General features: G+C 72.2%; 25 protein-coding genes. 10 read left to right on the top strand and 15 right to left on the bottom strand.

Going from position 1 to position 26,488, the window contains the following annotated elements:
• The first annotated feature begins 42 nt into the window (after nt 1-42).
• The gene (locus GRC12_RS10890; protein WP_133047557.1) at nt 43-489 is read left to right on the top strand and encodes an Lrp/AsnC family transcriptional regulator; all 447 of its coding nucleotides are present in this window, start codon (nt 43-45) and stop codon (nt 487-489) included.
• On the opposite strand, the gene GRC12_RS10885 is transcribed toward GRC12_RS10890, so the two are convergent.
• From GRC12_RS10885 to GRC12_RS10860, 6 genes are all read right to left on the bottom strand, one after another.
• Nucleotides 483-3,491 (bottom strand): AAA family ATPase, encoded by a 3,009-nt coding sequence (locus tag GRC12_RS10885; protein ID WP_208778993.1) that lies wholly within the window; start codon nt 3,489-3,491, stop codon nt 483-485. The two genes, GRC12_RS10890 and GRC12_RS10885, sit on opposite strands and share 7 nt — an antisense overlap.
• Nucleotides 3,488-4,651, bottom strand: coding sequence for an exonuclease SbcCD subunit D (locus tag GRC12_RS10880; RefSeq protein ID WP_208778992.1), 1,164 nt, complete (start codon nt 4,649-4,651; stop codon nt 3,488-3,490). Before GRC12_RS10880 ends, GRC12_RS10885 begins: the two co-directional genes overlap by 4 nt.
• Nucleotides 4,652-4,758: 107 nt before the next feature.
• Complete coding sequence (locus tag GRC12_RS10875) at nt 4,759-5,385, bottom strand: YigZ family protein (protein ID WP_208778991.1); 627 nt, start codon at nt 5,383-5,385, stop codon at nt 4,759-4,761.
• Nucleotides 5,386-5,410: 25 nt separating this feature from the next.
• Nucleotides 5,411-5,620 carry a hypothetical protein gene (locus tag GRC12_RS10870; protein WP_244372610.1) on the bottom strand — a complete coding sequence of 70 codons (210 nt, stop codon included), beginning with the start codon at nt 5,618-5,620 and terminating at the stop codon, nt 5,411-5,413.
• Nucleotides 5,621-5,730: 110 nt separating this feature from the next.
• Complete coding sequence (locus GRC12_RS10865; RefSeq protein ID WP_208778990.1) at nt 5,731-6,276, bottom strand: SixA phosphatase family protein; 546 nt, start codon at nt 6,274-6,276, stop codon at nt 5,731-5,733.
• A complete protein-coding gene (locus tag GRC12_RS10860; protein WP_208778989.1) occupies nt 6,273-7,037 on the bottom strand; it encodes a hypothetical protein in 765 nt (254 codons plus the stop codon). Before GRC12_RS10860 ends, GRC12_RS10865 begins: the two co-directional genes overlap by 4 nt.
• Before the next feature lie 143 nt (nt 7,038-7,180).
• On the opposite strand from GRC12_RS10860, the gene GRC12_RS10855 reads away from it, so the two are divergent.
• The 3 genes from GRC12_RS10855 to GRC12_RS10845 all read left to right on the top strand — a co-directional run bounded on the left by GRC12_RS10855 (nt 7,181) and on the right by GRC12_RS10845 (nt 10,735).
• Nucleotides 7,181-7,588: a CoA-binding protein gene (locus GRC12_RS10855; RefSeq protein ID WP_208778988.1), complete on the top strand. Its 408-nt coding sequence runs from the start codon at nt 7,181-7,183 to the stop codon at nt 7,586-7,588.
• A 212-nt stretch (nt 7,589-7,800) separates the two neighbouring features.
• Nucleotides 7,801-9,438, top strand: coding sequence for an APC family permease (locus GRC12_RS10850; RefSeq protein WP_208778987.1), 1,638 nt, complete (start codon nt 7,801-7,803; stop codon nt 9,436-9,438).
• 79 nt (nt 9,439-9,517) lie between these two features.
• Nucleotides 9,518-10,735 (top strand): 4-hydroxybenzoate 3-monooxygenase, encoded by a 1,218-nt coding sequence (locus GRC12_RS10845; protein ID WP_208778986.1) that lies wholly within the window; start codon nt 9,518-9,520, stop codon nt 10,733-10,735.
• 6 nt (nt 10,736-10,741) lie between these two features.
• Here the strand turns inward: GRC12_RS10845 and GRC12_RS10840 are convergent, their stop codons facing one another.
• Entirely contained in the window at nt 10,742-11,101 is a 360-nt protein-coding gene (locus tag GRC12_RS10840; protein ID WP_165955046.1) for an ArsR/SmtB family transcription factor, read from the bottom strand.
• 62 nt (nt 11,102-11,163) lie between these two features.
• Here GRC12_RS10840 and GRC12_RS10835 point away from each other — a divergent pair, with 62 nt between their 5' ends.
• Nucleotides 11,164-12,255, top strand: a complete 1,092-nt coding sequence (locus GRC12_RS10835) for a cation diffusion facilitator family transporter (protein ID WP_208778985.1) — start codon at nt 11,164-11,166, stop codon at nt 12,253-12,255.
• A gap of 50 nt (nt 12,256-12,305) precedes the next feature.
• Here the strand turns inward: GRC12_RS10835 and GRC12_RS10830 are convergent, their stop codons facing one another.
• Nucleotides 12,306-12,863 (bottom strand): YbaK/EbsC family protein, encoded by a 558-nt coding sequence (locus GRC12_RS10830; protein ID WP_208778984.1) that lies wholly within the window; start codon nt 12,861-12,863, stop codon nt 12,306-12,308.
• A 32-nt stretch (nt 12,864-12,895) separates the two neighbouring features.
• Nucleotides 12,896-13,468, bottom strand: a complete 573-nt coding sequence (locus GRC12_RS10825) for a helix-turn-helix domain-containing protein (protein WP_208779009.1) — start codon at nt 13,466-13,468, stop codon at nt 12,896-12,898.
• Between the two features lie 138 nt (nt 13,469-13,606).
• Here GRC12_RS10825 and GRC12_RS10820 point away from each other — a divergent pair, with 138 nt between their 5' ends.
• Nucleotides 13,607-14,464 (top strand): DMT family transporter, encoded by an 858-nt coding sequence (locus GRC12_RS10820; protein ID WP_208778983.1) that lies wholly within the window; start codon nt 13,607-13,609, stop codon nt 14,462-14,464.
• A gap of 1 nt (nt 14,465) precedes the next feature.
• On the opposite strand, the gene GRC12_RS10815 is transcribed toward GRC12_RS10820, so the two are convergent.
• Entirely contained in the window at nt 14,466-15,233 is a 768-nt protein-coding gene (locus GRC12_RS10815; protein WP_208778982.1) for an acyltransferase, read from the bottom strand.
• A 206-nt stretch (nt 15,234-15,439) separates the two neighbouring features.
• Between GRC12_RS10815 and GRC12_RS10810 the strand changes: the two genes are divergently transcribed.
• The 3 genes from GRC12_RS10810 to GRC12_RS10800 all read left to right on the top strand — a co-directional run bounded on the left by GRC12_RS10810 (nt 15,440) and on the right by GRC12_RS10800 (nt 19,637).
• A complete protein-coding gene (locus GRC12_RS10810) occupies nt 15,440-15,862 on the top strand; it encodes a DUF7144 family membrane protein (protein WP_208778981.1) in 423 nt (140 codons plus the stop codon).
• Nucleotides 15,863-15,879: 17 nt separating this feature from the next.
• The gene (locus GRC12_RS10805) at nt 15,880-16,845 is read left to right on the top strand and encodes a polyphosphate kinase 2 family protein (RefSeq protein ID WP_208778980.1); all 966 of its coding nucleotides are present in this window, start codon (nt 15,880-15,882) and stop codon (nt 16,843-16,845) included.
• Nucleotides 16,846-16,940: 95 nt separating this feature from the next.
• Nucleotides 16,941-19,637 (top strand): cation-translocating P-type ATPase, encoded by a 2,697-nt coding sequence (locus GRC12_RS10800; protein WP_208778979.1) that lies wholly within the window; start codon nt 16,941-16,943, stop codon nt 19,635-19,637.
• A 53-nt stretch (nt 19,638-19,690) separates the two neighbouring features.
• Here the strand turns inward: GRC12_RS10800 and GRC12_RS10795 are convergent, their stop codons facing one another.
• A complete protein-coding gene (locus GRC12_RS10795; protein ID WP_208778978.1) occupies nt 19,691-21,019 on the bottom strand; it encodes a diacylglycerol/lipid kinase family protein in 1,329 nt (442 codons plus the stop codon).
• A gap of 127 nt (nt 21,020-21,146) precedes the next feature.
• Here GRC12_RS10795 and GRC12_RS10790 point away from each other — a divergent pair, with 127 nt between their 5' ends.
• Nucleotides 21,147-21,680, top strand: a complete 534-nt coding sequence (locus GRC12_RS10790) for a gamma carbonic anhydrase family protein (protein WP_208778977.1) — start codon at nt 21,147-21,149, stop codon at nt 21,678-21,680.
• Between the two features lie 63 nt (nt 21,681-21,743).
• On the opposite strand, the gene GRC12_RS10785 is transcribed toward GRC12_RS10790, so the two are convergent.
• From GRC12_RS10785 to GRC12_RS10770, 4 genes are all read right to left on the bottom strand, one after another.
• The gene (locus GRC12_RS10785) at nt 21,744-22,394 is read right to left on the bottom strand and encodes a DedA family protein (RefSeq protein ID WP_208778976.1); all 651 of its coding nucleotides are present in this window, start codon (nt 22,392-22,394) and stop codon (nt 21,744-21,746) included.
• 145 nt (nt 22,395-22,539) lie between these two features.
• A complete protein-coding gene (locus GRC12_RS10780; RefSeq protein WP_208778975.1) occupies nt 22,540-23,235 on the bottom strand; it encodes an SDR family NAD(P)-dependent oxidoreductase in 696 nt (231 codons plus the stop codon).
• Nucleotides 23,236-23,370: 135 nt separating this feature from the next.
• The gene (locus GRC12_RS10775; protein ID WP_244372608.1) at nt 23,371-24,237 is read right to left on the bottom strand and encodes a helix-turn-helix domain-containing protein; all 867 of its coding nucleotides are present in this window, start codon (nt 24,235-24,237) and stop codon (nt 23,371-23,373) included.
• A gap of 78 nt (nt 24,238-24,315) precedes the next feature.
• A complete protein-coding gene (locus GRC12_RS10770; protein ID WP_208778974.1) occupies nt 24,316-26,085 on the bottom strand; it encodes a ricin-type beta-trefoil lectin domain protein in 1,770 nt (589 codons plus the stop codon).
• Nucleotides 26,086-26,488 lie beyond the last annotated feature (403 nt).

Raw genomic sequence — 26,488 nt, 5'->3', positions numbered from 1 at the left:
CATCCCTTGATCCGCCGGGGATTCCCCTGCTATCCATCGGTGATGACCGCGTATTCCCCGGACGCAACCGACTGGCGCATCCTGGACGTCCTGCAGCGGGAGGGACGGGCCAGCTACGCCGAGCTGGCGCGGGCCGTCTCCATGTCGCCGAGCGCCGTCACCGAGCGGGTGCGGCGGCTGGAGGAGGCGGGTGTCATCCAGGGCTACGCGGCCGTGGTGGACCCGGAGCGGCTGGGGCTGCCGATCCTGGCGTTCGTGCGCCTGCGGTACCCCAACGGCAACTACAAGCCGTTCCACGACCTCGTCGCCGTGACGCCCGAGATCCTCGAGGCGCACCATGTCACCGGCGACGACTGCTTCGTCATCAAGGTCGCCGCCCGCTCGATGCGCCACCTGGAGGAGGTGTCGGGGAAGATCGGCACGCTGGGCTCGGTGACGACGAGCGTCGTGTACTCCTCGCCGCTGCCGCGCCGAGCGCTCGGTCAGTGACCGCGCTGCCGCAGCGTCGACCCGGATCTGCCCTTCACCACCTCCAACTGGGCGTGGACGCGCCGCCGCAGGTCGGCGACATGGCTGACGATGCCGACGCTGCGGTCCCGTTCGCGCAGTGAGTCGAGCACGTCCAGCACCTCGTCCAGGGTCTGGTCGTCCAGGCTGCCGAAGCCCTCGTCGATGAAGAGGGTGTCCAGGCGGACCCCGCCGGCCTCGTCCGTGACGACGTCCGCCAGGCCGAGGGCGAGGGCGAGCGAGGCGAAGAACGTCTCGCCGCCGGACAGCGTGGAGGTGTCCCGCTCACGGCCGGTCCACGCGTCGACGACGTGCAGACCGAGACCGCTGCGGCCGCGTCCGGTGCGGTCGTCGGAGTGGACGAGGGTGTAGCGGCCGGACGACATGCGCTGCAGCCGCACGGTCGCCGCGGCGGCGACCTGCTCCAGGCGGGCCGCCAGCACATACGACTCCAGGCGCATCTTGCGGTCGTTCTCCGCGGAGGTGCCGGCGGTGAGGGAGGCGAGACGGGCCACCCGGTCGTACTCCTCCCGCAGCGGGGCGAGCCGGCGCAGCCCCGCGGCCGAGCGAGCGGAGAGTCGGTCGAGTTCGGTGCAGCGGCGGGCCGCCGCGTCGCGCGCGGAGGCGGCCTCGCGGACCCGGCGGCCCGCCTCGGCGGCGGCCCGTTCCGCCGAGGCGAGGTCGGCGGGCGGCTGCTGGGCGGCGGCCGCGGTGTCGGCCTCGGCGAGGACGGCGCGTACGGCGGCCTCCTCGGACTGCCAGGCGTCCAGGCGGCGTTGCAGCTCGCGGTGGGCGTGGTCGTCGAGGAGTGCGGCGGCCGCCGCCTGCGGGGTCTCGAAGCCGGCCCGGAAGGCGGCGTCGGCGAGCCGGGCGTCCGCGTCCTTGAGCCGCCCCGCGGTGTCCTCGGCGGCGCGGGCGGTGTCGGCGGCGTCGGTGAGCAGGGCGGCCCGGCGTTCGAGCTGGGCGGCGCGGGCGGCGACGCTCCCGGCGGCACCCCGGGCCTGCGTCAACTCCGCTTCGAGAGCGGCCCGTTCCTGGTCCAGGGCGTCCCGGCGGGCGACCCGGGAGGCGGCGCGTACGGCGGCCTCCTGCTGGGCGGAGACCCGCCGGTCGCGTTCCTCCTCGGCCTGCCGCAGCTGTTCGTGGGCGCCGGACAGCGCGGACGCTCCGGCGCGGGCCTCCGTGTACTGCTGCTCCAACTCATCTGCCTGGAGGGCCAGTTGCTCGGTGGGTGTGTCGCCGGCCTCGCCCTGTGCGGCGGCCAGGGCGCGCTGTACGACACCCAGGCGCCGCTCGGCCTCGGTGCGCTGTTCGTCGGCGTGCTGGTAGGCGGCGAGGGCGCGCTCCTCGGTCTCCCGGCCGACGTGCCCGGCGTCCTTGCGGGCGGGCGCGGGGTGTTCGACGGCGCCGCAGACCGCGCAGGGTTCGCCGTCCGTGAGCTGGGCGGCCAGCTCGGCTGCGATGCCGTTCAGCCGCTGTTCCTTCACGTCGAGCCATTCGGCACGCGCCTTCTGCGCGGACTCCGTGGCGGCCAGGACCTGGCGCTGGGCGTCGTCGACGTCCCGGCCGAGCTGGTCGCGCTGTCGGGCGGCGGCGAGGCGCCTGCGGGCCGGGTCCCGCTGCACCGCGAGCTGTTCGGCCCGGGTGGCGGCTTCCTGCGCGGAGTCGACACCGCTCTGGAGTGCCGTGCGCATCTGGTCCCACCCGGCGAGCCACGCCTCGGCCTCCTGCAGGACGTCCTCGTCGGCCCGTTCCTGCCGCTCCAGCCCCTCCCGCTCCTTCAGCAGCTCGGCCAGCCGCTGTTCGGCCCGTCGCGCGGATTCCAGACCACCCAGCTCCTCGACGGCACGGCGAGCGGCGGCGGCGAGAGCGACGGCACCGGCGTCGGTGAGTCCTGCCGCCGGCTCCAGGATGTTCCGCAGCAGGGCACGCGCGCGTGCCTCCGCCTCCGCCGCCCTGCGGTGCTCGGCGTCCGTGGCCTCCCGGAGGTCCAGCGCCGGTGCCACCGCCTCCGCCTTGCGGGAGCGTTCCATGCGCGCCTGGGCCTCCCGGTGGGCGTCGGCACGCTCCTCCAGCCGCGCGGCACGCTCGCGCGCCTCGGTGAACCGCCGCTGCAGCCGGTCCAGTTCGCGTGCGTCGTCCAGCACCCGCTTGGCTGCCGCGTGGGCCGACTCCGCGGAGGTGAGGCGGAGGTGGGCGATGGTGAGCTGTTCGCGGGCGGTGCTGCGGGCGACGGCGGCGGCCGCGACGACGGCTTCCGCCAGCCCCGGCTCCCCCGGCGTCAGTTCGGGCAGCTCCATCGCACCGCCCGCGGCCTGCTGCATGCGGTGGGCGTCGGCCAGCAGTTCGGCGTCGCCCTCGCGCACCCGGGCCTCCGCGGCGCGCCGGCGCTCGGCGAGGCGCTTCTCCACCTCGGCGAAGCGGTGGGTGTCGAAGAGGCGGCCGAGGAGCTTGCCGCGCGCCTCGGCGTCGGCGCGCAGGAAGCGGGCGAAGTCGCCCTGGGGCAGCAGCACGACCTGGCAGAACTGCTCGCGGCTCATTCCGAGCAGCTGGGTGATCTCCTCGCCGATCTCCTGGTGGGAACGGCTGAGGTCCTTCCAGTCGGCCGTCGTGGTGTCGTACTCGCGCAGCCAGCTCTGCGCCTTCTCCAGCGTCGTGCCGGAGCCGCGCTTCTTGGGCCGCTCCCAGGGCGGCTGCCGGGTGATCTCCAACCGGCGTCCGGCGACGGTCAGTTCGAGGGTGACCTCGGTGCGGGTGGCCGTCGACGCGTGATCGCTGCGCAGGGTCAGGCCCTGACCGCTCTGGCGCGCTCCCGGGACCGTCCCGTACAGGGCGTAGCAAACGGCGTCCAGAACCGAGGTCTTGCCGGCCCCGGTCGGGCCGTGCAGCAGGAACAGGCCGGCGGCCGAGAGTTCGTCGAAGTCGACGGACTGGGCGGCCCCGAAGGGTCCGAAGGCCGTGATGTCCAGCCGGTGCAGCCTCACCGTGCCACCTCCCGCACGGCCTCGTCGGCGCGCACCGCGTCGAAGGCGTCCCGCAGCACGGCCTGTTCGCGCTCGTCGGGTCCGGCGCCGCGCACATGGGCGACGAAGTCCTCGGCGATCTCCTGGTCGCTGCGACCGGCCAGGCGCCGGGCGTAGGACACGTCGGGGTCGTCCGGCGCCCGCTCGGGTTCGAAGACGAGGCTCAGGGTGTGCGGGAAGCGCTCGGTGAGCCGGGCCATGGGATCGGCGGGGCGGACCGCGTCGGTCAGGGTGGCCTCGACCCAGGCGTCCTCGTGCCGGGTGAGGGCGGGGTCGGCGAGCAGATCCTCCAGCCGGCCGCGCATGCGGGCCAGCGGGCGCGGCACCGGGCAGTCGACGCGCTCGGCGGTGACGGCGCCGTGCGCGTCGAGGTCGACGAGCCACATCGACTTGCGGTGGTCGGCCTCGGAGAAGGAGTACGCGAGCGGGGAGCCGGAGTAACGGACGCGCTCGGTGATGGTCTGGCAGCCGTGCAGATGGCCGAGGGCCGTGTAGTCGACGCCGTCGAAGACGCCGGCGGGTACGGCGGCGACCCCGCCGACGGTGATGTCGCGCTCGCTGTCGCTGGCCTCGCCGCCGGTGACGAAGGCGTGGGCGAGGACGACGGAGCGCGTGCCGCGCGCGCGGGTGGCGAGGTCGGCGCGGACGCGCTCCATGGCGGCGGCGAGCACCGCCTCGTGTCCTGCCTTCTCGACGCCGAACTCCTCCTTCACCAGGGCGGGTTCGAGGTAGGGCAGTCCGTAGAAGGCCACGTCCCCGTGCTCGTCCGCCAGGACCACCGGCGTTCCGCTGGCCGCGGGCTCGGTGCGCAGATGGATGCCCGCGCGTCCGATGAGTCCGGCGCCGACACCGAGGCGGCGGGCCGAGTCGTGGTTGCCGGAGATCATCACGGTCGGCACGCCGAGGTCGGCGAGGCGGTGCAGGGCGTCGTCGAACAGCTCTACCGCGGCGAGCGGCGGCACCGCGCGGTCGTACACGTCTCCCGACACGACCACGGCGTCCACGGCGTGCTCGCGCACGGCCGCGACGAGGTGGCCGATGAACTCGGCCTGGGCACCAAGCATGTTCACCCGGTGGAACGCCCGGCCGAGATGCCAGTCGGAAGTGTGCAGCAGTCTCATGATCCCCGAGACTAACGGCCGGGTCCGACATCACGGGTGGTTACTCCCGTATCGGCCCGTCATGAGCCGTACTGCGCCTGTCCGTTACGACCGTTACATCCGGTACGTCAGGCGTCTCCGTAGGCCTCTCCGCCGAGTTCGAAGCCCGCGGTGCCGGCCGTGGCGTCGGCCAGCCATGCACGGAAGGCCTCCACGTCGGCGTCCGGCAGGCCGATCTCGATGGTGACCGCCTCGCCGTAGCGCACGTCCCGCACCTCGCGCCCCGTGGACCGCAGGTCGTTCTGGACCTTGCCGGCGCGCTGGTGGTCGACGGTCACCGTGGCGAGGCGGAAGCGGCGGCGGGTGAGGGTGCCGAGGGTGTCCAGAGCCTCGCCGACCGCGCCGCCGTACGCCCTGATGAGGCCGCCCGCGCCGAGTTTGACGCCGCCGTAGTAGCGGGTGACGACGGCGACGACGTACCGCATCTCGCGGCGCAGCAGCATCTGCAGCATGGGGACGCCGGCGGTGCCGCCCGGTTCGCCGTCGTCGCTCGCCTTCTGGACGGAGGCGTCGGCACCGATGACGTAGGCCCAGCAGTTGTGGGTGGCGTCCGTGTGCTCCTTGCGGACGGCGGCGATGAAGTCCTGCGCCTCCTTTTCGCTGCCGGCCGGAGCGAGCGCGCACAAAAAGCGCGACCGGTTGACCTCGATCTCATGCACACCCACGCGCGCGACAGTGCGGTACTCGTCCTGCATCCGGTCAGCCTAGTCAACCGGGTCGTCACCCAGGGACGACCAGTCCGCGCTCGCGCAGCTGCGGCAGGCAGATCTCCAGGCAGGCTTCCACCGAGGCGGCATCGGTACGCACGAGCAGGTCCTCGTGGAAGGGAGCACCGCTCGCGACGAAGGTCCACGGCCGCACTCCGTCACGCATGCGCTCCGCATCCGCCTTGAACAGCACCGTGACGCCCTGCTCGGCAAGTGCCTCCATGACACCCACGACATCGACCACGGTTCCGCCCGACCCTTTCCGGTAGATCAGTGACGCTACCTTGGCGCCGACGCACAGACTCCCACCTGCCCCGATGTCATCGCCAGCGCTCAGCGGTCCTTCTTGCCGCGTGCCACGATCACCCCGGTCAGCAGCGCGGTGCCGGGGGCGAGGGCCTGCCAGCTGGTGCCGTGCCAGGCCAGTACGGCGATCGCCGAGGTGGGGAACTTCGTCCGTACCTCGTCCAGCGTGTCGTCCAGGCCGTCCCCGGCGAGTTCCAGGACCAGGTCCTCCAGGCCGGGGTTGTGCCCGATCAGCAGCAGCGTCTCCACCTCGGGCGACACCTCGTGCACGACCCCCAGCAGGTCGATGGCATCGGCGGCGTACAGCCGCGGGTCCTGCCGTACGGGCGGCGGTGTGCCCCACTGGGCCGAGGCCAGCTCCCAGGTCTGGCGGGCGCGCACGGCGGTGGAGCACAGGGCGAGGTCGGGCAGGCAGTCGGCCTCGACCAGCGCACGGCCTGCCGCGGGCGCGTCACGTCTGCCGCGCGGCGCGAGCGGGCGCTCGTGGTCCGGGACGCCGTCCGGCCAGGCGGACTTGGCGTGCCGCAGCACCACGAGGCGGCGCAGCGGACCGGCTCCGGCGCGCGCGATCACGACGGGCACCCCAGGTCGCGGGTGAGTTCGAGGCCTAGGAGCCGGTCGGCGTAGGCGTACGTCTCGAAGCGGGCGCCCTCCGGCAGGTCGGCGGAGGTCTCCACCCAGGTCAGCGCCTGGAGCACGGCGGGAATGTCCAGATCGTCCTCCCAGGCGGTACGGAGGCGGGTGCGCGCCTCCTCGGGCACGGGCCGTGACGGCTGCCGCGCCCAGGCGGCGACCGCTTGCCGCCAGCGTACGAGGGTGTCGTGGGCGTCGGCGAGGGCTGCGCGGTCGAGCCGCACGGGTTCGCCGTGGCGCCGGGAGATCAGGGCGAGGCGCAGGGCCGTAGGATCGGCGCCCTCGGTGGCGCCGGGTTCCTCCGGGTCGACCGGGGCGACGACGACCCGGAGCCCCTCGGGGGAGGCGCCGCCCTCGGCGACGACATGGACGACCTGCCCCTCGCCGAGTCCGGAGCCGACGTCCCGGCGGTCCTCGAACGGCCGTACACCGAGCGCTGCGGCCCCGGCCCGCAGCTCCGACTGCTCCCGTTCACCGGTCAGCACCCCCCACGCCGGGGTACCGCCCAGCTCCAGGGCCCGGACGAGCAGATCGGCGACGAGCAGCACGCGCAGGGCGCCGGTGTCGAAGCTCGGTACATGGGCCTCGATCCGGGTCAGCCCCCTGCGGGCGGGGGCGGCGTCGACGGACTGACGGGTTCGGGCGTCGGTGATGCGCAGCACGGGGTGAGCGTAGGCGGGCACACGCGCGTGCGCAGGCATCCGGCGCGGATTCCGGACACGCGCGTGGAAATCAACGCCTCCTCGTCGCCGCCGTCGAAGGGCGGGCCGCGTTCAGGAATGCCCGCGCGAGGGCTTCGGTTGTCGACTGCGACAGCACTTCACGACGGCTCAGGGAGGCCCGGGTGTACGGCGACGAGGCAACGGTTCGCAAGATCCTCACCGGGCTCGGCGACACCTGGGCGGTGGTGGGCCTCTCCTCGAACCAGCGGCGCGCGGCGTACGGCGTCGCCCAGGTGTTGCAGCGCTTCGGCAAGCGGGTCGTCCCGGTCCACCCCAAGGCGGAGACGGTGCACGGCGAACAGGGCTACGCCTCCCTCGCCGACATCCCCTTCGACGTGGACGTCGTCGACGTCTTCGTCAACAGCGATCTCGCCGGAGCGGTCGCGGACGAGGCCGTCGCCAAGGGTGCCAAGGCCGTCTGGTTCCAGCTCGGCGTCATCGACGAGGCCGCGTACGAGCGCACGCGCGCCGCCGGACTGGACATGGTCATGGACCGCTGCCCCGCGATCGAGATTCCCCGCCTCGACTAGCCGGCCCGGCGTCCCGACCCCGCCCCTGTGAACAGCTGCACTGGTCACAGGGGTTTCGTGTGCGTACACGGCGGCTGAAGCGCTGTCCAGGAACGTACCGGGCGTTGGTCAAAACTTCACCATGAGTCTTCTGCCGTCCGCCGGTGATTCGTAATCTGCGACGTCGCACGCACTGAAAAGTTCTATTCAACTCGTGAGAGGTCGCTGAAAATATGGTGAGCGTCGAGCAGACCTCGGCAGAGGGCACCAGGGGTCCGACCAGCCTGCGGCGGGACGTCGGACTGATCGGTCTGATGTGGGCATCCGTCGGTTCGATCATCGGTTCCGGCTGGCTGTACGGCGCCGAGAAGGCCGTGGTCGCGGCCGGGCCCGCGGCGATCATCTCGTGGCTGATCGGCGCGGTGGCCATCGTCCTGCTGGCCCTCGTGCACGCCGAGCTCGGTGGCATGTTCCCCGTGGCCGGCGGCACGGCACGCTATCCGCACTACGCCTTCGGCGGCCTGGCCGGCCTGTCCTTCGGCTGGTTCTCCTGGCTGCAGGCCGCGACGGTCGCGCCGATCGAGGTCGAGGCGATGATCGGCTACGCCGGTCACTGGAGCTGGGCGCAGGGTCTGCAGCACAAGGACCAGACCCTCACGCCCTCCGGTTTCGTGGTCGCCGTACTGCTCATGGCCGTGTTCGTCGCGGTCAACTTCTTCGGCGTACGGGCGCTGGCACACACCAACAGCGCCGCCACCTGGTGGAAGATCGCCGTACCGCTGGCCGCGATCTTCATCGTCGCCGTGGGCAACTTCCACACGGGCAACTTCACCTCGGAGGGCTTCGCGCCGTTCGGCGCCAAGGGCGTGCTCAGTGCGATCAGCGGGAGCGGCATCATCTTCGCGCTGCTCGGCTTCGAACAGGCCATCCAGCTGGCCGGCGAGAGCCGCAACCCGCAGCGGGACCTGCCCCGGGCCACCCTCGGCTCGGTCGCGATCGGCGCCGTGATCTACGTCGCCCTGCAGGTCGTGTTCATCGCCGCGCTGCCGCACCACACCTTCGCCAAGGGCTGGGCGCACCTCGACTTCCCGGGCATCAGCGGCCCCTGGGCCGGCCTCGCCACCCTGGTGGGTCTCGGCTGGCTCGCCGTCGTCCTGTACGCGGACGCCGTCATCTCCCCCGGCGGCACCGGCCTGATCTACACGACCGCCACCTCCCGTGTCTCCTACGGTCTGGCCAAGAACGGCTACGCGCCGAAGATCTTCGCCCAGACCGACAAGCGGGGCGTGCCCTGGTTCGGCCTGATCATCTCGTTCGTGACCGGCGTGGTCTGCTTCCTGCCGTTCCCGAGCTGGCAGGAGCTGGTCGGCTTCATCACCTCGGCGAGCGTCCTGATGTACGCGGGCGCGCCGCTCGCGTACGGCGTCTTCAGCGAACGGCTGCCGCACCACGAGCGCCCGTACCGGCTGCCCGCGGGCAAGGTGATCTCGCCGCTGTCCTTCATCGTGGCCAACCTGATCATCTACTGGGCCGGCTGGGACACCCTGTGGCGGCTGGGCATCGCGGTCGTCCTCGGCTATCTGCTGCTGGGCGGCTACGCCTGGTGGGCCAACGCCACCAACCAGCCGGACGCGCCGCGGATGGACTTCAGGGCCGCCCAGTGGCTGCCCGTCTATCTGATCGGCCTTGGCCTCATCTCCGCCGAGGGCGGCTTCGGCGGCAGCGGCACCATCGGTCTGTGGTGGGACATCCTGATCATCGCCGTGTTCTCGCTCGGCATCTACTATTGGGCCCGGGCGACCGCCTCCCGGCCGGAGGAGATCGAGCGCAGCATCGAGGAGGTCGTGGTCACGGACGCGCCCGCGCACTGACCCGCCCCCTCCCGATCCGACCGGCCCGCCGGCCGCGGCTCCCCTGCCGTGGCCGGCGGGCCGTCGTCATAATGCTCGGGTGACTCTCCCCGCCCAGGACCCCGACTCGCCCTCCCCGCAGCGCTTTCCGGTCGTGATCGTGGGCGCCGGGCCTGCCGGTCTCACCGTCGGGAACATCCTGCGGGCCGCCTCGGTCGACTGTCTGGTCCTGGAGACCGAGACCCGGGAGTTCATCGAACGGCGGCCCCGGGCCGGGGTGATCGAGGAGTGGGCGGTGCGCGGACTGGAACAACGGGGTCTCGCGCAGAACCTGTTGGACCGGGCGCAGCTGCACACCGAGTGCGAGTTCCGCTTCGAGGGGCAGCGGTACCGCTTCCCGTACCAGGAACTGACGGGGCATCACCACTTCGTGTATCCGCAGCCGTTGCTGGTGACCGACCTCGTGCGCGAGTACGCCGACGTGCGTGGCGGAGCCATACGGTTCGGCGTGCGCGACGTCCAGCTGCACGGCCTGGACTCGGACCGGCCGACCGTGTCGTACCTCGACCCGGGGACCGGGCAACGGGTGCTGGTGCACTGCGAGTTCGTCGCCGGCTGCGACGGGGCGCGCGGGGTGACGCGGACCGTGCTGCCGAAGCGGGCCCGGATCGCCCGGCACGACTACGGCGTCGGCTGGCTGGCGCTGCTCGCCGAGGCGCCGCCGTCCAGCGACTGCGTGGTCTTCGGCGTCCATCCGCGCGGCTTCGCGGGCCACATGGCCCGCAGCCCGGAGGTCACCCGCTACTACCTTCAGTGCCCTCCCGGCGACGACCCGGACAACTGGTCCCACGAGCGGGTCTGGGCCGAGCTGCAGGAACGCCTCGGCGCGGCCGACCGGCCCCCGCTGACCGAGGGCCGGCTGATCGAGAAACGGGTCCTCGACATGCACAACTACGTGGTCGAACCCATGGTGTTCGGCCGTCTCTTCCTCGCCGGGGACGCCGCCCACCTCACCGCCCCCATCGCGGCGAAGGGCATGAACCTCGCCCTGCACGACGCCTTCCTGCTGGGGGACGGTCTCGTGGAGTACCTCACCAAGGGCGAACCGGGCGGCCTGAACGGCTACTCCGACGCCTGCCTGGACCGGGTGTGGGACTACCAGGAGTTCTCGCAGTGGCTGTCGGAGGTGTACCACGGCACGTCGTCCGGCGACGCCTACCGTGCGGGCACCACGCTGGCCCGGCTGCGTCGCCTCTTCGCGTCCCCCGCCGCGGCGGCCGCGTTCGCCGAGCAGTACCTCGGCACGATCCCCCGGTGACCCGCCTCAGTCGTGCAGGGGCCGGTCGCTGAGCCGGTGGTCGGCCACGTTCAGGGCCTCGTCCACCAGCCGCCGCAGATGCCCGTCGGGCAGTGAGTAGATCACCCGCCGCCCTTCCTTCCGTGTGGTCACCAGGCCCGCGAGGCGCAGCCGTGCCAGATGCTGGCTGACGGCGGGCCGGGCCGCGCCGCAGGCCTCCGTGAGGGTCGTGACATCGGCCTCGCCCGAGGTCAGGGCGTGCAGCAGGGTGAGGCGGGTGCGGTCGCCGAGCAGGGCGAGCAGTTCGGCGGCGAGCGCGAACTGCTCCTCGCCCGGGGTGCGCGGATGCGCATCGTGCGCAGTTGATAGGTGCATGCGTGCGCTCATACGCACATAATGGCGTCGTGGGCGTCCCGCGTCCACTCCCGCGACACCGGAAGGGAACCGACGTGAGCGACCGGCACGACCACGCGCATGACCATGACCACGCACACCACCATGGCCACGAGTCCGCTCACGAACACCGTCACGGCCACGACCACCCTCACCGGCGGGCGAAACTGCGCCACCGACTGGGCCATCTGCTCACCCCCCACTCCCACGAGACCGCCGACAAGCTGGACTCCGCCCTGGAGTCCTCGGTTCGTGGCATGCGCGCCCTCTGGGTCTCGCTCGCCGTCCTGGGCGCGACCGCGCTCGTCCAGGCGGTCGTGGTCGTCCTGTCCGGATCGGTGGCGCTGCTCGGCGACACGGTGCACAACGCCGCCGACGCGCTGACCGCCCTACCGCTCGGCGTCGCCTTCGTGCTGGGGCGCCGGGCGGCGACGCGGCGCTTCACCTACGGCTACGGGCGGGCCGAGGACCTCGCCGGGATCGTGATCGTGCTGACGATCGCCGCGTCGGCCGCCTTCGCGGCATGGGTGGCGGTCGGGCGGCTGCTCGATCCGCGCCCCGTGGAGCATGTGCCGGCGGTGGCGGTGGCGGCGCTGGCCGGGTTCGCGGGCAACGAGTGGGTGGCGCGGTACCGGATCCGGGTCGGCCGTTCGATCGGCTCCGCCGCGCTGGTCGCCGACGGACTGCACGCCCGTACGGACGGATTCACCTCGCTGGCCGTGCTGGTGGGCGCGGGCGGCTCGGCGCTGGGGTGGCAACTGGCCGACCCGATCGTCGGGTTGGCGATCACGGCGGCGATCGTGCTGGTGCTGCGGGACGCGGCGCGCGAGGTGTTCCGGCGGGTGATGGACGCCGTCGACCCGGCCCTGGTGGACCGGGCGGAGCAGGCGCTGCGGGAGGTGCCGGGCGTGCGCGGGGTCGGAGAGCTGCGGCTGCGCTGGATCGGGCACCGGCTGCGCGCCGAGGTGGCGGTCGTGGTGGACGGCGAGGCGACGGTACGGCAGGCCCACGGCATCGCCGTCGACGCGGAACACGCCCTGCTGCACGCCGTACCGCGCCTGACGGCGGCCCTGGTCCACGCGGACCCGGCACCGGCCCCGGGCGAGGAGGACCCCCACCGGGCGCTGGCGCACCACACCGCGGCCTGAGTCGGACCATCCCCTTCCTCGCCCGGGGCCTGGTGCTGGAGGGGCCCCGGTCAGGCCACCCCGAGCCCCTCCAGCACCACGGCACCCGGCAGTTCGGCGAAGGCCTTGCCCGGGACCAGCAGTTTGCCCCGGCGGCGGCCGCTGCCCACCAGGACGTACGGCAGGTCCACGACGGCCGAGTCGATCAACAGGGGCCAGCCGTCGGGGAGTCCGATCGGGGTGATGCCGCCGTACTCCATGCCGCTCTCCCCCGTGGCCGTGTCCATCGACGCGAACGACGCCTTGCGGGCGCCGAGTTGGCGGCGCACCACGCCGTTGACGTCGACCCGGGTCGTGGACAGCACCACGCACGCGGCCAGCGTCGTCCCGCCGCCCCGCTTGCCCGCGACGACCACGCAGTTCGCCGACCTCTCCAGCAGCTCCTGCCCGTAGTGCTGGACGAAGACCGCGGTGTCGGCCCACTGCGGATCGGTGTCGACGTACACGATCTGCTCGGCCGGGACGCTGCCGCTCCAGCCGCGTACGGCGGCGGCGACCGGGGCGGTCAGTTCGCCGAGGGCGTCGGGTGCGGGGAGGGCGGTGTCGAAGTGTCCGATGGGTGCGTCCATGACGGCACGCTAACAGGGCGGCCGGTGCCCGATCAGGGGACGGGCGGGACGGAGACCGCCAGTACCAGCCGTGTGGGGACCTCGCCCTGATTGCCGTAGGCGTGCGGGGCGTTGGCCTCGAAGGTGACGCTCGCACCGGCCGGGACGCGGTACTCGGCGCCCTCGACGGTGAGGGTCAGTTCACCCTCGGTGACATGGGCGATCTCCACCGTGCCGGCGGGGTGCGGATCCGAGCTGCTGCCCTCCCCCGGCATCAGCCGCCACTCCCACATCTCCAGCGGTCCCGGCGCCTCGGTGCCGGCGAGGAGCCGGCTGTAGCTGCCGGCGTCGGTGTGCCAGAGCCGGACCACCTGGTCGGCCGGGACGATCCTGACCTTCGGCCCCCGCTCGTAGTCGAGCAGGGTGGTGATGCTGACGCCGAGCGCGTCGCCGATCTTCACGACCGTGCCGATGCTCGGGTTGGTGCGGGCCTGCTCGATCTGGATCAGCATGCCCCGGCTGACGCCGGCGCGGGCGGCGAGCGCGTCCAGGGTGAAGCCGCGCTCATTGCGCCAGCGCTTGACGTTGCGCGCCAGGGACTGGTTCAGCAGGTCGAGGTCCGACACGTTCCGTCCGATGTCCAATCTCGGGAGGTCATTGTCCTGGATGACCGGAAGGCCAATATCTTGAATGACAGGGTCCACTGCACTGGACTACGGTGAGGTGCACCCGATCGTTCACCGAACTGTACTGCGAGGCGAGCCGTGACAGCATTCTTCGCCCTGGCCACGAGCCTGCTCTGGGGCCTGGCCGACTTCGGCGGCGGACTGCTCACCCGGCGCACCCCGGCTCTGACCGTGGTCGTCGTCTCGCAGGCGATCGCGGCGGCCGTGCTGGGCGCGATCGTCGTGGCCACGGGCGGCTGGAGCGAGGCCGGGCCGCGGCTGTGGTTCGCCTTCGCGGCGGGCCTCGCCGGGCCGGTGGCGATGATCTCCTTCTACAAGGCGCTCGCGCTGGGTCCGATGGGGGTCGTCTCCCCGCTCGCGACCCTGAGTGTGGCCGTCCCCGTCGGCGTGGGCCTGTTCCTCGGCGAGCGCCCCGGTCTGACGCAGGTGGCCGGGATCGCCGTCGCCGTCACGGGCGTGGTGCTCGCGGGCGGTCCGCAGCTCGGGGGCGCCGCCGTGCAGCGCCGGGCGATCGTGCTCACGCTGATCGCGGCGCTCGGGTTCGGCACGGTGTTCGCGCTGATCGCTGAGGCGTCGACGACCGTCACCGGCCTGTTCCTCGCCCTGTTCGTGCAGCGCGTGACGAACGTGCTCGGGGGCGGTGCCGCCCTGTACGTCTCCGTCAAGCGGGGCGGCGAGGCTCTCCCGGGTGGCCGCTTCCCCTGGGCCGCGCTCCCGGCCCTCGCCTTCGTCGGGCTCGCGGACGTCGCCGCGAACGGCACCTACTCGGTGGCCGCCCAGCACGGTCCCGTCACGGTGGCCGCCGTGCTCGCCTCGCTGTATCCGGTGGTGACCGCCCTCGCCGCCCGCGGCATCCTCCGCGAACGGCTCCGCGCGATCCAGGCGGCGGGCGCCGGCCTCGCCCTCGTCGGCACGCTGCTGCTGGCCGCGGGCTGAGTCAGGAGGGCTCGGCGTCCAGTTCGGCGAGCCGCGCCACGGCCTCGTCGTCCAGTTCCGAGAGGGCGCACAGCTGCTCCGGCGTCACCCCGTCGGGGATCGGCACCGGCGCGGGCGTCCTGAGCGGCGGCTGCCAGCCGTCCGCAGGTGTCCAGCGCCGTACGACCCGGGCGGGTGCGCCCGCGACCACGGCATGGTCGGGCACGACACCGCGGACCACCGCGCCGGCGGCCACGACCACGTTCCGGCCGATCTTCGCGCCGGGCAGGATCACGGCGTTCGTGCCGACCCAGCAGCCCGGGCCGATCTCCACCGGTTCCATGCGCGGCCACTGCTTGCCTATCGGCTGGTGCGGATCGTCGTACGAATGGTTTGTTGACGTGATGTAGACGTACGGCCCGAAGTAGCAGTCGCTGCCGATGGTCACCGTGGTGTCGGCGATGACATGGCTGCCGCGGCCCAGGACCACGCCGTCGCCGATGCGGAGGATCGGTTCGGGGCCGAGGTCGAGGTCGGGCATCAGACCCGCCGTCAGGGTGACCTGCTCGCCGACGATGCAGTGGGAGCCGAGGTGGATCCAGGGTTCGCCGAAGACGGTGCCGAGCGGGAAGGCCAGACGGGTGTGCGCGCCGAGGGCGCCGAAGCGGAAGCGGCCGGGACTCTCGGCCGTCACCGAGCCCGAGCGCTGCACCCAGGCCCAGCCCGCGTGGACGGCGCGCTGGGCGAGGCTCCGCCGCCAGGATGAGAACGTGTTCTTGCTCTTCGGCACGCAGTCACCGTACTGAGCGTTCGCCGGCCTTATGAGGTCGAGGGGCTGTGATCTTCACCCCACCGCAGCAGTGCGACCCTCGAGGTGCCCGGTATCCGGCCGGACGGCATCACCCTTAGAAGGTGACGCGGAACGGGTGACGGCGGAGTAGGCGTGGAGGAGCAGGGCCGCGACCGGCGGCCGATCCAGGGACGGAGGTCCCAGCCATGGCCACCACCGCTGTGAAGCACCACCGCTCCGAGGGCGTCCAGCAGGCCGCGAGCGGACTGACCGCGCTCGGCGCCGTCCTGCTCATCATGGGCGGCATCCTCGACGTCGTGCGGGGCATCATGGCCGTCGCGAACGACGACGTGTTCCTCAACACCCGCGACTACACCTTCCAGTTCGACCTGACGAGCTGGGGCTGGATCCATCTGGCCGTCGGAACCGTCGCCATCGTCGTGGGTCTCGGGCTCGTCGTGGTCGCGACCTGGGCGCGCGTGCTGGGCGTGGGCATCGCGGCGCTGGCGATCGTCGCGAACTTCCTGGACGTCCCCTACTACCCGTTCTGGTCCCTGACCCTGATCGCGCTGTACGCCTTCGTCATCTGGGCCCTGTGCGTGGTGGAGCGGGACCGGGAGCCCTCCTGACGGGCCGGGCGACCACCATGACGGACGAACGGGCCGAGCGCATCGCCGAGTTCATCGCACCGCTGCGGGTGAAGCCGGGGTCGAAGGTGGATCTCGCCACCGACTTCGACCCCGGCTTCAAGGGCGGGATCGGCGGCAAGAAGCAAGGCCGGGAACTGCTGCGGACGGGCGTCGCCCTGCTGGCCGACTACCAGCGCCGGCTGGCCGCAGAGGGCAGATACGGGGTACTGCTGTGCCTGCAGGCCCTGGACGCGGGCGGCAAGGACGGCACCATCCGGCACGTGATGACCGGGGTGAACCCCCAGGGCGTCCACGTGGCGAACTTCAGAGTGCCCTCCAGCGAGGAACTCGACCACGACTACCTGTGGCGCTACGCCTGCCGGCTGCCCCGGCGCGGTGAGATCGGCATCTTCAACCGCTCGCACTACGAGGAGGTGCTGGTGGTGCGGGTGCACAGCGAGCTGCTGGAGCGTCAGCGGCTGCCGGAGGAGGCGAAGGCCAAGGGCGTGTGGCGGCGGCGCTACCGGGAGATCAACGACTGGGAGCGGTATCTGTACGACAACGGCTTCCGTGTGGTGAAGCTGTTCCTGAACCTCTCCAAGGAGGAGCAGCGCACCCGTTTCCTGAAGCGGATCGACGTACCCGAACGGAACTGGAAGTTCTCGGCCTCGGACGTCCGTGAACGGGCCTGGTGGGACGACTACCAGCACGCGTTCTCCCGCATGCTGTCCGCCACCAGCACCCGCTGGGCCCCCTGGTACGTCGTACCCGCCGACCACAAGTGGTTCGCCAGGATCTGCGCGGCCTCCGTGCTCGCCCACACGCTGATCGACATCGACCCCCAGTACCCGGAGGTCGGCGAGAAGGCCCGGCACGAACTGTCCCTGGTGAAGGAGGATTTGGAGGCCGAGGCGCCGCCCGGCGCACCGGCCGATCCGTACGCCGCCTCGGTGGCCCACCGGAAGGGCGGGCACGGCACATGACCTCCCAGGGCTCCCCGGACTCCCAGAACTCCCCGAACTCCCCGAGCTCCCCGAGTTCCCCGAGTTCCCCGGCGCACGGGGAACAGAGCGGGCCGATGACTGCCGAGCCGTGGTACGCGCAGTCGCCCGAGGCCGTGGCGAGCGCCCTCGGTGTGGACCCCCGGTCCGGACTCAGCGCCGCGGAGGCGGCGAAGCGGCTCACCCGCGACGGTCCCAACGCCCTGCCGGAGGAACAGCCCCGGCCCGGCTGGCGCCGTCTGCTGGACCAGTACCGCAGTTACATGCAGATCATCCTGGTCGCCTCGGCGATCGTGTCGCTGGCCATCCAGGAGTGGGGCACGGCCGTACTCCTGCTGGTCCTGACCGTGCTCAACGCGGTGATCGGCATGCGCCAGGAGGGCAAGGCCGAAAGCGCCATGAACGCCCTGAAGTCGATGATGAAGGCGACGGCCCGGGTGCGGCGGGACGGGACGGAGACGGAGATACCGGCCGAAGAGGTCGTCACCGGGGACGTCGCGCTGATCGCGGCCGGCGACGACGTGCCCGCCGACGGCCGGCTCGTCGCGGCGAGCGCGCTGCAGATCGACGAGTCGGCGCTGACCGGCGAGAGCACACCCGCCGCCAAGGACACCGCGATCGTGCGCGGTACGGGGCTCGGACCCGGGGACCGTACGAACACGGCGTTCATGAACACCCCCGTCACCCACGGCAGTGGCGTCATGCTCGTCACCGGCACGGGCGCCGACACGGAACTGGGCAAGATCTCCGGCATGCTCTCGGCCACCCCGCGGGAGGCCTCGCCGCTGACCCGTGAACTGGACCGGCTGACCCTGTGGATCGCGGGCGCAGCCGGCCTGACCATGATCGTGATGTTCGTCCTGGGCCGGGCCCGCGGCGAGGCGTGGGACGCGCTGTTCGTCGCCGCCGTGTCGCTGGCGATCGCGGCCATCCCCGAGGCCCTGCCCACGGTGACCCAGACCATCCTGTCGCTGGGCGGACTGGACCTCGCACGGCACCACGCGATCGTCAAGGACCTTCCGTCGGTGGAGACGCTGGGCTTCACCTCGGCGATCAACTCCGACAAGACCGGCACCCTGACGCTGAACCAGATGACGGCCGTCGAGGTCGTGGACGCCTTCGACCGCTACACCGTCTCGGGCTCCGGGTACGAGCTGGAGGGCCGGATCCACCACGCCGTCGGCCGTTCCTCGGGCATCGAGGACGCGATCCTGCCCTATCTCATGGCGAACGACGCCGAGCTGGTCGACGGCCGGGTGGTGGGAGACCCCACCGAAGGGGCGCTGCTGGTGCTGTGCCACAAGGCGGGCCTCGACCTGGAGGCGAGCCGGGAGCGGTTCCCACGGCTGGCGACTCTGCCCTTCGACCCCTCGTACAAGCTGATGGCCACCTTCCACTCCGCGACCGACGGCCGCGGCAGGCCGGTCGTGCGGTGCTTCGTGAAGGGGGCCGCGCCCGCGGTGATGGCACGGGCGGCGACGGCGCTGAGCGACGGCGCGAGCATTCCCTGGAGCTCCGAGCTCGACAAGCGGGCCCACGAGGAGATGGAGCGGATGGAACGCGCGGGGCGCCGGGTGATGGCGGCCGCCACCGTCGACGTCGACCCGGACGGCTTCGCCGCCGACGGGGATCTGCTCGCCCTGGTCACGGGGGTGCGGGTGACCAGCCTGGTCGGGATGGAGGATCCGCCGCGCGAGGAGTCGAAGAAGGCGGTGGCCGGAGCGCGGGCGGCCAACATCCGCGTGCGGATGGTGACCGGGGACGACGTGGTCACGGGAGCCGCGATCGCGGAGCAGGTGGGCATCGAGGGCGAGGCCGTCCTCGGCTCCGACTTCGCCGCGCTCGGCGAGCAGGAACGGCTGGACCGCATCGACCGTATCGGTGTGATCGGCCGGGTCGCCCCCGAGCACAAGGTGCTCCTCGCCGACACGCTGAAGAAGAAGGGCGAGGTGGTCGCCATGACCGGGGACGGCGTCAACGACGCTCCGGCCATCAAGGCGGCGGACATCGGGATCGCCATGGGCTCCGGCACCGAGGTGGCCAAGAACGCCGGGCGGCTGATCCTGTCCGACGACAACTTCGCCACGATCGTCTTCGCGGTGGAGCAGGGGCGGAAGATCTACGACAACCTCACCAAGTACATCCGCTTCGTGCTGGTTCTGCTGGTCGTGTTCGTGCTGACCTTCCTCGGGGCGTCCCTGTTCAACATCGCGGGCGGTGAGCCGTTCACGCCGGCCCAGGTGCTGTGGATCCACTTCTTCGTCAACGCGGCGTTCGGCTTCGCGCTGGGCTTCGACCGGGTCAGTCCCGGGCTGATGTCCCGCAGGCCGCGGCCCCGCGGCGAACCGGTGATGACACCGGGTCTGATGGTCACGGTCGGTCTCGCCGGGCTGGCGATCACGATCGGGCTGCTGTCGTTGATCAAGCTGGGCGAGGTCCGCTTCGACAGCGTCGCGATCGGCAACTCCATCGCCTTCACCTCGTTCGCGCTGTGCCTGATCGTCGCCGCCGTCGAGTGCCGCAGCGAGACGGAGACGGCCCTGACCACCGACACGTTCGACAGCAGGCAGATGAACTGGGCGATGTTCGGCGAGTTCGTCCTCGCGGTCCTGGCGACCCAGACGGACGTCTTCAACCGCCTGCTCGGTACGACACCGCTCACCCTGGGCCAGTTCGGCTGGGCCCTGCTGCCGGCTCTGGCGCTGCTGGCCTTGTGGGAACTGGGCAAGGCCGTCGCCCGCAGCCGCATGCCCCAGGCGGGGGCCGCGGGCTGACGAAGGTGGTCCGCACGGAGCAGGACAGGGACGCGGAGTTGCCTTCGCGTCGGTCAGGGCGACGGCGTCCTGCTTTCGCGTCGCAGTGCCGGGCGGCTCAGCCGCAGGAGCCGGCGCCAGGCCGACCGCGGTCGCGCCGCGCGCTTGCCCGGGCGCTGCCGTGGCACCCGTACCCGTAGCGCACGGGGCCGGATCTCGCAGCGCACAGGGGCGGGCAGGGTCAGCGCCTCGCCGTCGACGCCGACCCGGAGGGAGGGCCGGTCGGCGTCGACGACCACGCGCCTGGCCGTTGTCCAGGTCAGTCCGGCGGCGCGCCGCCCGCGCAGCAGCCCGGCGGCCTGGGCGGCGCTGTTCACGTCGACGCCCACGGCTCCCAGCTCCGCGCCGTCCAGACGTGCCCGGCGTCCCAGGCCGGCGATGTCGCTGGTGCCGTAGCGGTTGTTGCTGACCAGCAGGGCCTGCGGTGCGGTGAAGACCGTCCGTCCGGCCTGGGCGAGCAGGACGGCGCCCGGGTGACCGATGAGCAGGTCCGGCAGGAGTTCCAGGGTGGTGCGGGTCTTGCCGTCGCGGTAGGCGGGACTCCGTACGACCTCGGCGTAGGCGCCGAACGAGACGTTGTTGACGAACGGCCGGGCGCCCGCCCGGCCCAGGTCGACCCTCAACTCCACGCCGTCGTGCAGCGCGTCCAGGGCCGCGGACGGATCGGCGAGGTCCAGGCCGAGGTCGAGTGCGAAGTGGTTGCGGGTGCCGGCGGGGATCACCAGGAACGGGATACCGAACGACGCGGCGACATCGGCGACCAGGGCCTGGGTGCCGTCGCCGCCCGCGACGCCCAGCAGGTCCGCGCCTTCCTCGACGGCCTTGCGGGCGAGTCCCGCGACGTCTGTCTCGCCCGGCCCCTCCAGCAGCACCACCCGTGCCCCGAGGGACTGGGCCTTCTCGCGCAACCGGAAGCGTTCGACCTTGCCGTCCCCGGACCGCGGATTCATGATCAACACGGCGTGCCGGGCGGGCGGCGCCGGCCGCTCCGCCAGCGGGAGCGGCGCGTCGGTCCGGGCGAGGGCGTCGCGGCCGGTCGCGATGGCGAGCAGCCACAGCGCCCAGGCCACGGCGACGACCCAGCCCAGATGGGCGCGGTTGTAGACCACCAGCACCCAGACGGGGGCGGCGGAGGCGAGCAGAACGGCGAGCGGGCGGGAGGGGCCCGGTCGGCCGAGTGCCCACCGGACGGCCATGAACGTGACCGCGGTACCGGTCAGTCCGACGGTCAGCAGGCCCACCGTCCGCAGACCGCCGAACACGGCGAGGACGGCGACCGCGGCGGCCCCCGCCACCAGTGATGTCCGTGCCAGCCAGCGCTGCCGCGGAGTCGTGAATTCCATGACACCACGGTCGGCCTCCCGCGGCCCGGCCGGCATCACCCTCCACAGGCGATGTGCCGCCCCCGGCAGCACATCGCGGCCGCTCATCGCCTACGGTGCCGGTACCAGGACGGAAGGTGGAGCGGTGATGGCGGGCAAGGCACTGATCACGGGCATCGGCGGGAAGGAACCGAGGATCGACGGGGAGGCGTTCGTCGCGCCGACGGCGTCGGTGATCGGGGACGTGACGCTGGCGCCGGGCGCGAGCGTCTGGTACGGCGCCGTGTTGCGGGGCGATGTCGAGCGGATCTTCGTCGGGGCCCAGGCCAACATCCAGGACAACTGCACCCTGCACGCGGACCCGGGGTTCCCGGTCCATGTCGGGGAGCGGGTCTCCGTCGGTCACAACGCGGTGGTGCACGGGGCGACCGTGGGAGACGACTGCCTCGTCGGGATGGGCGCGACCGTGCTGAACGGCGCCGTGATCGGCGAGGGGTCGCTGGTCGCCGCGCAGGCACTGGTGCCGCAGGGGATGCAGGTGCCGCCGGGCTCATTGGTGGCGGGGGTGCCCGCCAAGGTCAAGAGGCCCCTCACGGACGAGGAGCGCCAAGGGATCACGCTGAACGGATCGCTCTACGCCGAACTCGCCAAGGCGCACCAGGAGGTGCACGAGAAGCCGTAGTCGGTCGTGGACGTCGGTCGGCGGCAGCCGTAGCCGGTCGTGGACGTCAGTCGGTCCTGGACGTCAGTCGGCGGCGGGGACCGGCTCCGACTCGGCCGCTTCCCGCTCCGCCGCCGCCTTCTTGGCCTTGCGCCGTACGAGCAGCATCGACGCCACACCGACCAGCACCGCGGCCGCCAGACCCACGTACGAGAAGCGCTTCAGCCAGTCCTCGGCGACGACGCCGACGTAGTAGATGACCGCCGTGGTGCCGCCCGCCCAGCAGATGCCGCCGAGGACGTTGGCGATCAGGAACTTCCAGTACGGCATGTGGAGGACGCCCGCGAGGGGGCCGGCGAAGATGCGCAGGAGGGCGATGAAGCGGCCGAAGAAGACGGCCCACATGCCCCACTTCTCGAAGGAGCGCTCGGCGGTGGCGACATGGCCCTCGCTGAAGTGTCTGGGGAACTTCCTGCCGAGCCAGGCGAGCAGGGGCCGGCCGCCCTTGCGGCCGATGGCGTAGCCGATGGAGTCGCCGATGACCGCGCCGAGGGTGGCGCAGGCGCCGAGGACCACCGGGTTGATGCCGGAGTGCTGGGAGGACAGCAGAGCCGCGGAGACCAGGACGATCTCGCCCGGCAGCGGGACGCCCAGGCTCTCGAGGCCGATGACCAGCGCCACCACGGCGTAGACGGCGGCCGCGGGCACGGTGTCGAGCCACTCCTGGACGTGCAACGCAGGTTCCTCCCCGATCGTGAACCCTGACAGCCGTCTTCCCGGCATGCGCCGCACGGGGGCGCATGCCGGGAAGCCTACCGGGTCGGCCCACCCGGGCGCCGTCCCGGAGAGCGCACATCGCGGTGCTCAGGGGTTCCCGCCGTCACCAGGCCACCTCGCCGTGACGGTCACGGAAGGTCCCGGTCGGGCCGTCCGCCCCGATGGTGGCGAGTTCGACGATGGCGTCGGTGCCCTCGGTCACCGTCTGCGGGCCGCTGTGTCCGTTGAAGTCGGTCGCGGTGTAGCCCGGGTCGGCCGCGTTCACCTTCACGTCCGGCCAGGACTTCGCGTACTGCGTTGTCAGCATGGTCACCGCGGCCTTCGAGGCGGTGTAGAGTGGCGCGAGGATCCGGCCCTCGGCGCGCCCGGCGTCGTGGGTCAGCGCGAACGACCCCATCCCGCTGGAGACGTTGACGATGACCGGCTGCGCGGACTTGCGCAGCAACGGCAGGAACGCGTGCGTCACCCGGACGATCCCCACGACGTTGACCTCGAACACCTCGCGGGCGTCGGCGGCGGTGATCTGGTCGGCGGGGCTGTGCGTCCCGAGGACACCCGCGTTGTTGATCAGGACGTCGATGCCGCCCTCATGAGCCGCGACGTCGGCGGCGGCCGCGGCGACCGACGCGTCGTCCGTGACGTCGATCTGAACGAAACGGGCACCGAGTGCGTCGGCGGCCGCCCGGCCACGCTCCGGGTCACGCGCGCCGACCAGGACGGTGTGTCCGGCCTCGATCAGACGGCGGGCGGTCTCGTGGCCGAGGGACCTGTTGGCACCTGTGATGAATGTTGTGGTCATGCGTCCACTCTCGGACCGTGACGAGAGGACAACCAGTGCCCTGGGTGACGGTAGGACTGCCAGTACCAGGTACGACATGGTTCACGCCACGGTCCACCGAGCATCCGCGGCCGGTCGGCCGTCAGGCGGAGCCGGTCAGTTGTGCTTGGTGGCCGGTGGGCCGGCGACGGCGGTGAGGCGGAGCTTGGTCTCGTCCTCGCTGCCGGGTACGGCGGTCATGATGACGATCTTGAGCTCGGTGTCGCCGTCGGTCAGGGTGTCGCAGTCCACGGTGACCGGGCCCACCGAGGGGTGGTCGATCGTCTTGTGGTCCTCGCGGTGCGCGGCGACCTCTCCGGCCGCCCACAGCTCGGCGAACCTCCTGTTGCCCGCGGTCAGTTCACGGATCAGCGCGGCCAGGCGGGTGTCCTGCGGGAAGCGGCCGGTGGCGCGGCGCAGGTCGGAGACGACGGCGGCGTCGGTGGCGGCGCGGTCCGCCTCGGTCACCGGCCAGTGCGCGAGGTGGCCCGGGCCGGCGTCCACCGGGAACCTGTCGCGGGCGAAGTTGCGCAGCCGCGGCGGTGAGGCGGAGGGGTCGCCGAGCAGGGCGGCCCACCCGCGGTTCCACCACACCAGTTGCCAGTCCGCCGCGAACACGGCGACCGGCACGTCCCCGAGCCGGGCGAGCACTCGCTGCATGCCGGGCGGGAGATGGTCGGAGATCGCGCCGTCCGTCGGCGGGACGAGCTGCGCCAGCCGGTACAGGTGGTCGCGTTCGGCGGTGGACAGCTGCAGGGCCCGTGCCAGGGACGCCACCACCGACGCCGAGGGGGTCGTGGCCCGCCCCTGTTCCAGGCGCACGATGTAGTCGACCGAGACTCCCGCGAGGTCAGCCAGTTCCTCACGCCGCAGGCCGGCCGCCCGGCGCCCGCGGGCCGTCGGCAGCGCGGCGGCCGACGGTGGCAGCCGGTCCCGCCACGTGCGGATCATCGCGCCCAGTCCGGTTCCGGATGCCGTCGACATGGCCCCCATTTTCCCGGAAGACATGGCCCCCATTTTCCCGGAGGACAACGGCGTACGGCATCCGGCTGGGGCAGTTCCTCAACCCAGGCCGGCGGGACCCGTTCGGTTCAGGACGGACCCGAGGGTGGCCGTGACCGTATTCAGGGCGTCGGCGGTCAGCGTGCGGACCTGGTCCAGCGGAGGGGCAAGCGGGGCCGGCGGCTCGGCCGGCCGGGGCTCGCTGTGGACCTGGGCGAATTTCGGCCGGTACTGCTCGTCCTGCGGCGCCGGACGCGGGGCGCGGCCGGGGGGCGGCGCAGGCGGGGTCGCGCCGGGCACGGGCTGCTCCTCCGAGGGCCGCTTCCCGGGGTCGTCCGGGGTGCGCACGTCGCCGCCGGTCTCCAGCTCCCAGCGCTGCCCGGCCGAGCCGTTCCGCTCGGCGACCTCCAGGCGCGTGCCCCGTCCGGCCGCGACGAGCAGTCCGCCGCCGCCGCGCAGCAGCAGCTCCCCGCGCACCGTGAGGTCGTAGCGCACCTCCCCCGCGTGTACGACACAACCGGCGAGGACCAGCGAGCGCTTGTCGGCGTCCAGGCACAGGGTCGGGTCGGCGTCGCTGCGCAGCAGCCCGTCGTCCTGGTACGACCACTGCTGGGACGCGGCGGAGGAACAGGCCGCAAGCACCGCCGCCACCCCCGCCCCGGCCCGGCCGCCCTCGGCGTCGAGACACAGGCCCCGGTCGGTGTTGCGGAGCCGCCCGCGGCCGACCTCGACGGACTGCCCGGCGGAGGCGGGCGAGGGTGATCCGGCCGACGAGGTGTCGCCGGCGGACCTGGCCGGATCGAGGGACCTGCTGCTCACCGCGCTCCAGGTGGCCCGCACGTTCGGGACACCGCTGTCCTCGGACCAGCCCTTGGTGACCAGAACGGTGAGGAGCAGGGCGAGGGCGGTCAGGCCGACCCCGACGACCACGGCTTTGGTGCGCCTGTGAGGCGTGGCGGGCCGGTGCCGGCCGCCGCTGTTCGGACGGCCGGGGCGTCCCGCGCGGTCCCCGCCGCGGCCGGGGCGGGAGTCGAGGTAGCGCTGGGCGCCCCAGCCGAGGACGGTCTCGGCGAGAAGCACCTCGAGCCCGCTCTCGAAGTGGCTGAGCTGCTCGGCGGCGTGGCGGCAGTAGCGGCACTCCGTCAGATGCTGCTGGACGTCCGGGAGCAGGGCGCCGCCCCGGCGGATGGGGACGTCGAGGAGGCGGTTGTAGAAGCGGCATTCCCTGCCGGGTGCCAGTTCCCGGTGGGCGCGTACGCAGCCGGTGCGGAATTGCTCGCGCGCCTGCTCCAGCGCGGCCGTGGCGGTGGGCGCGTCCACACCCAACAGACCGGCCGGTATGGTTATCGATTCCGCCTCCACCTCGGTGTGCCACAACAGGCATTGCGAGGCTCCGGGAAGGGCGCGGAATGCCCGTTCGGCGAGTTGTCGCCTTTCGGGCGTCACGGAGCGTGCGGCACGCAGCCCGCGCCCTCCGGTCGGTTTGCGGAGCTCCGGCAGCACAAGAGAAATCCGCTCGTCCGCGGCCCACTCCTTGACCGTGTCCCGGACGGCTCCGAGCAGTTGCGGACGCAGTGCGCCGGGAGCGGGCCGGCCGAGCACCCGGTGGAACGCGGCGGCGGCGACCATGGACGCCGGACCGTCCGCCGAGACCAGACATATGGCTGCGTAGTCGTATGTCGCCTGCCAGTGCCTGGCCAGCAGCAACGCACCCGCGCGCGTACCGTCGACACCCTGGCCCAGTCGCGCGACGAGGTTGCGGTCGGACTCCTCCGGAGCGGAGCCGGGGCGCGGCGGGAACGGAGGTCGTGGGGGGTAGGGGGATTGCACTGAACCAATTCCTTCCAAGCCGCAGGACGGCAGGCGGAATGCGCACGTCCGTCGGAAAGCAGGTGCCTGATTGGTGCATACCTATGCGGCGTCAGTTACTCACCGCTATGAGGGCGCTCACTTTCGCACAATTGATGTACAGGAAACAAGAAGTTCAGATGACCAAAGTTCAAAGATGGGCAACTTCAGATAAGTTACCGACGGTATCCGCACCCGCATTCGAAATGAGCGTTCGCCCGCCTGCCGAGTTGTGTACACCTGGGGGTCATTGACACACGAAACCTTCAACTCCGGGCCCCCGGGGGACCGGACGCACAGCGGACTCCGACGTATCTCTCGGCGGGCTCTCATCCCCGTCGGCCAGCATGAGCCGCATGATCACCCCCCACTCCTCGAGCACCCC

Origin of the sequence: Streptomyces griseorubiginosus (assembly GCF_017614965.1) — a bacterium.
GTDB lineage: Bacteria > Actinomycetota > Actinomycetes > Streptomycetales > Streptomycetaceae > Streptomyces > Streptomyces griseorubiginosus_B.
This window is presented reverse-complemented; position numbering and strand designations above follow the sequence as displayed.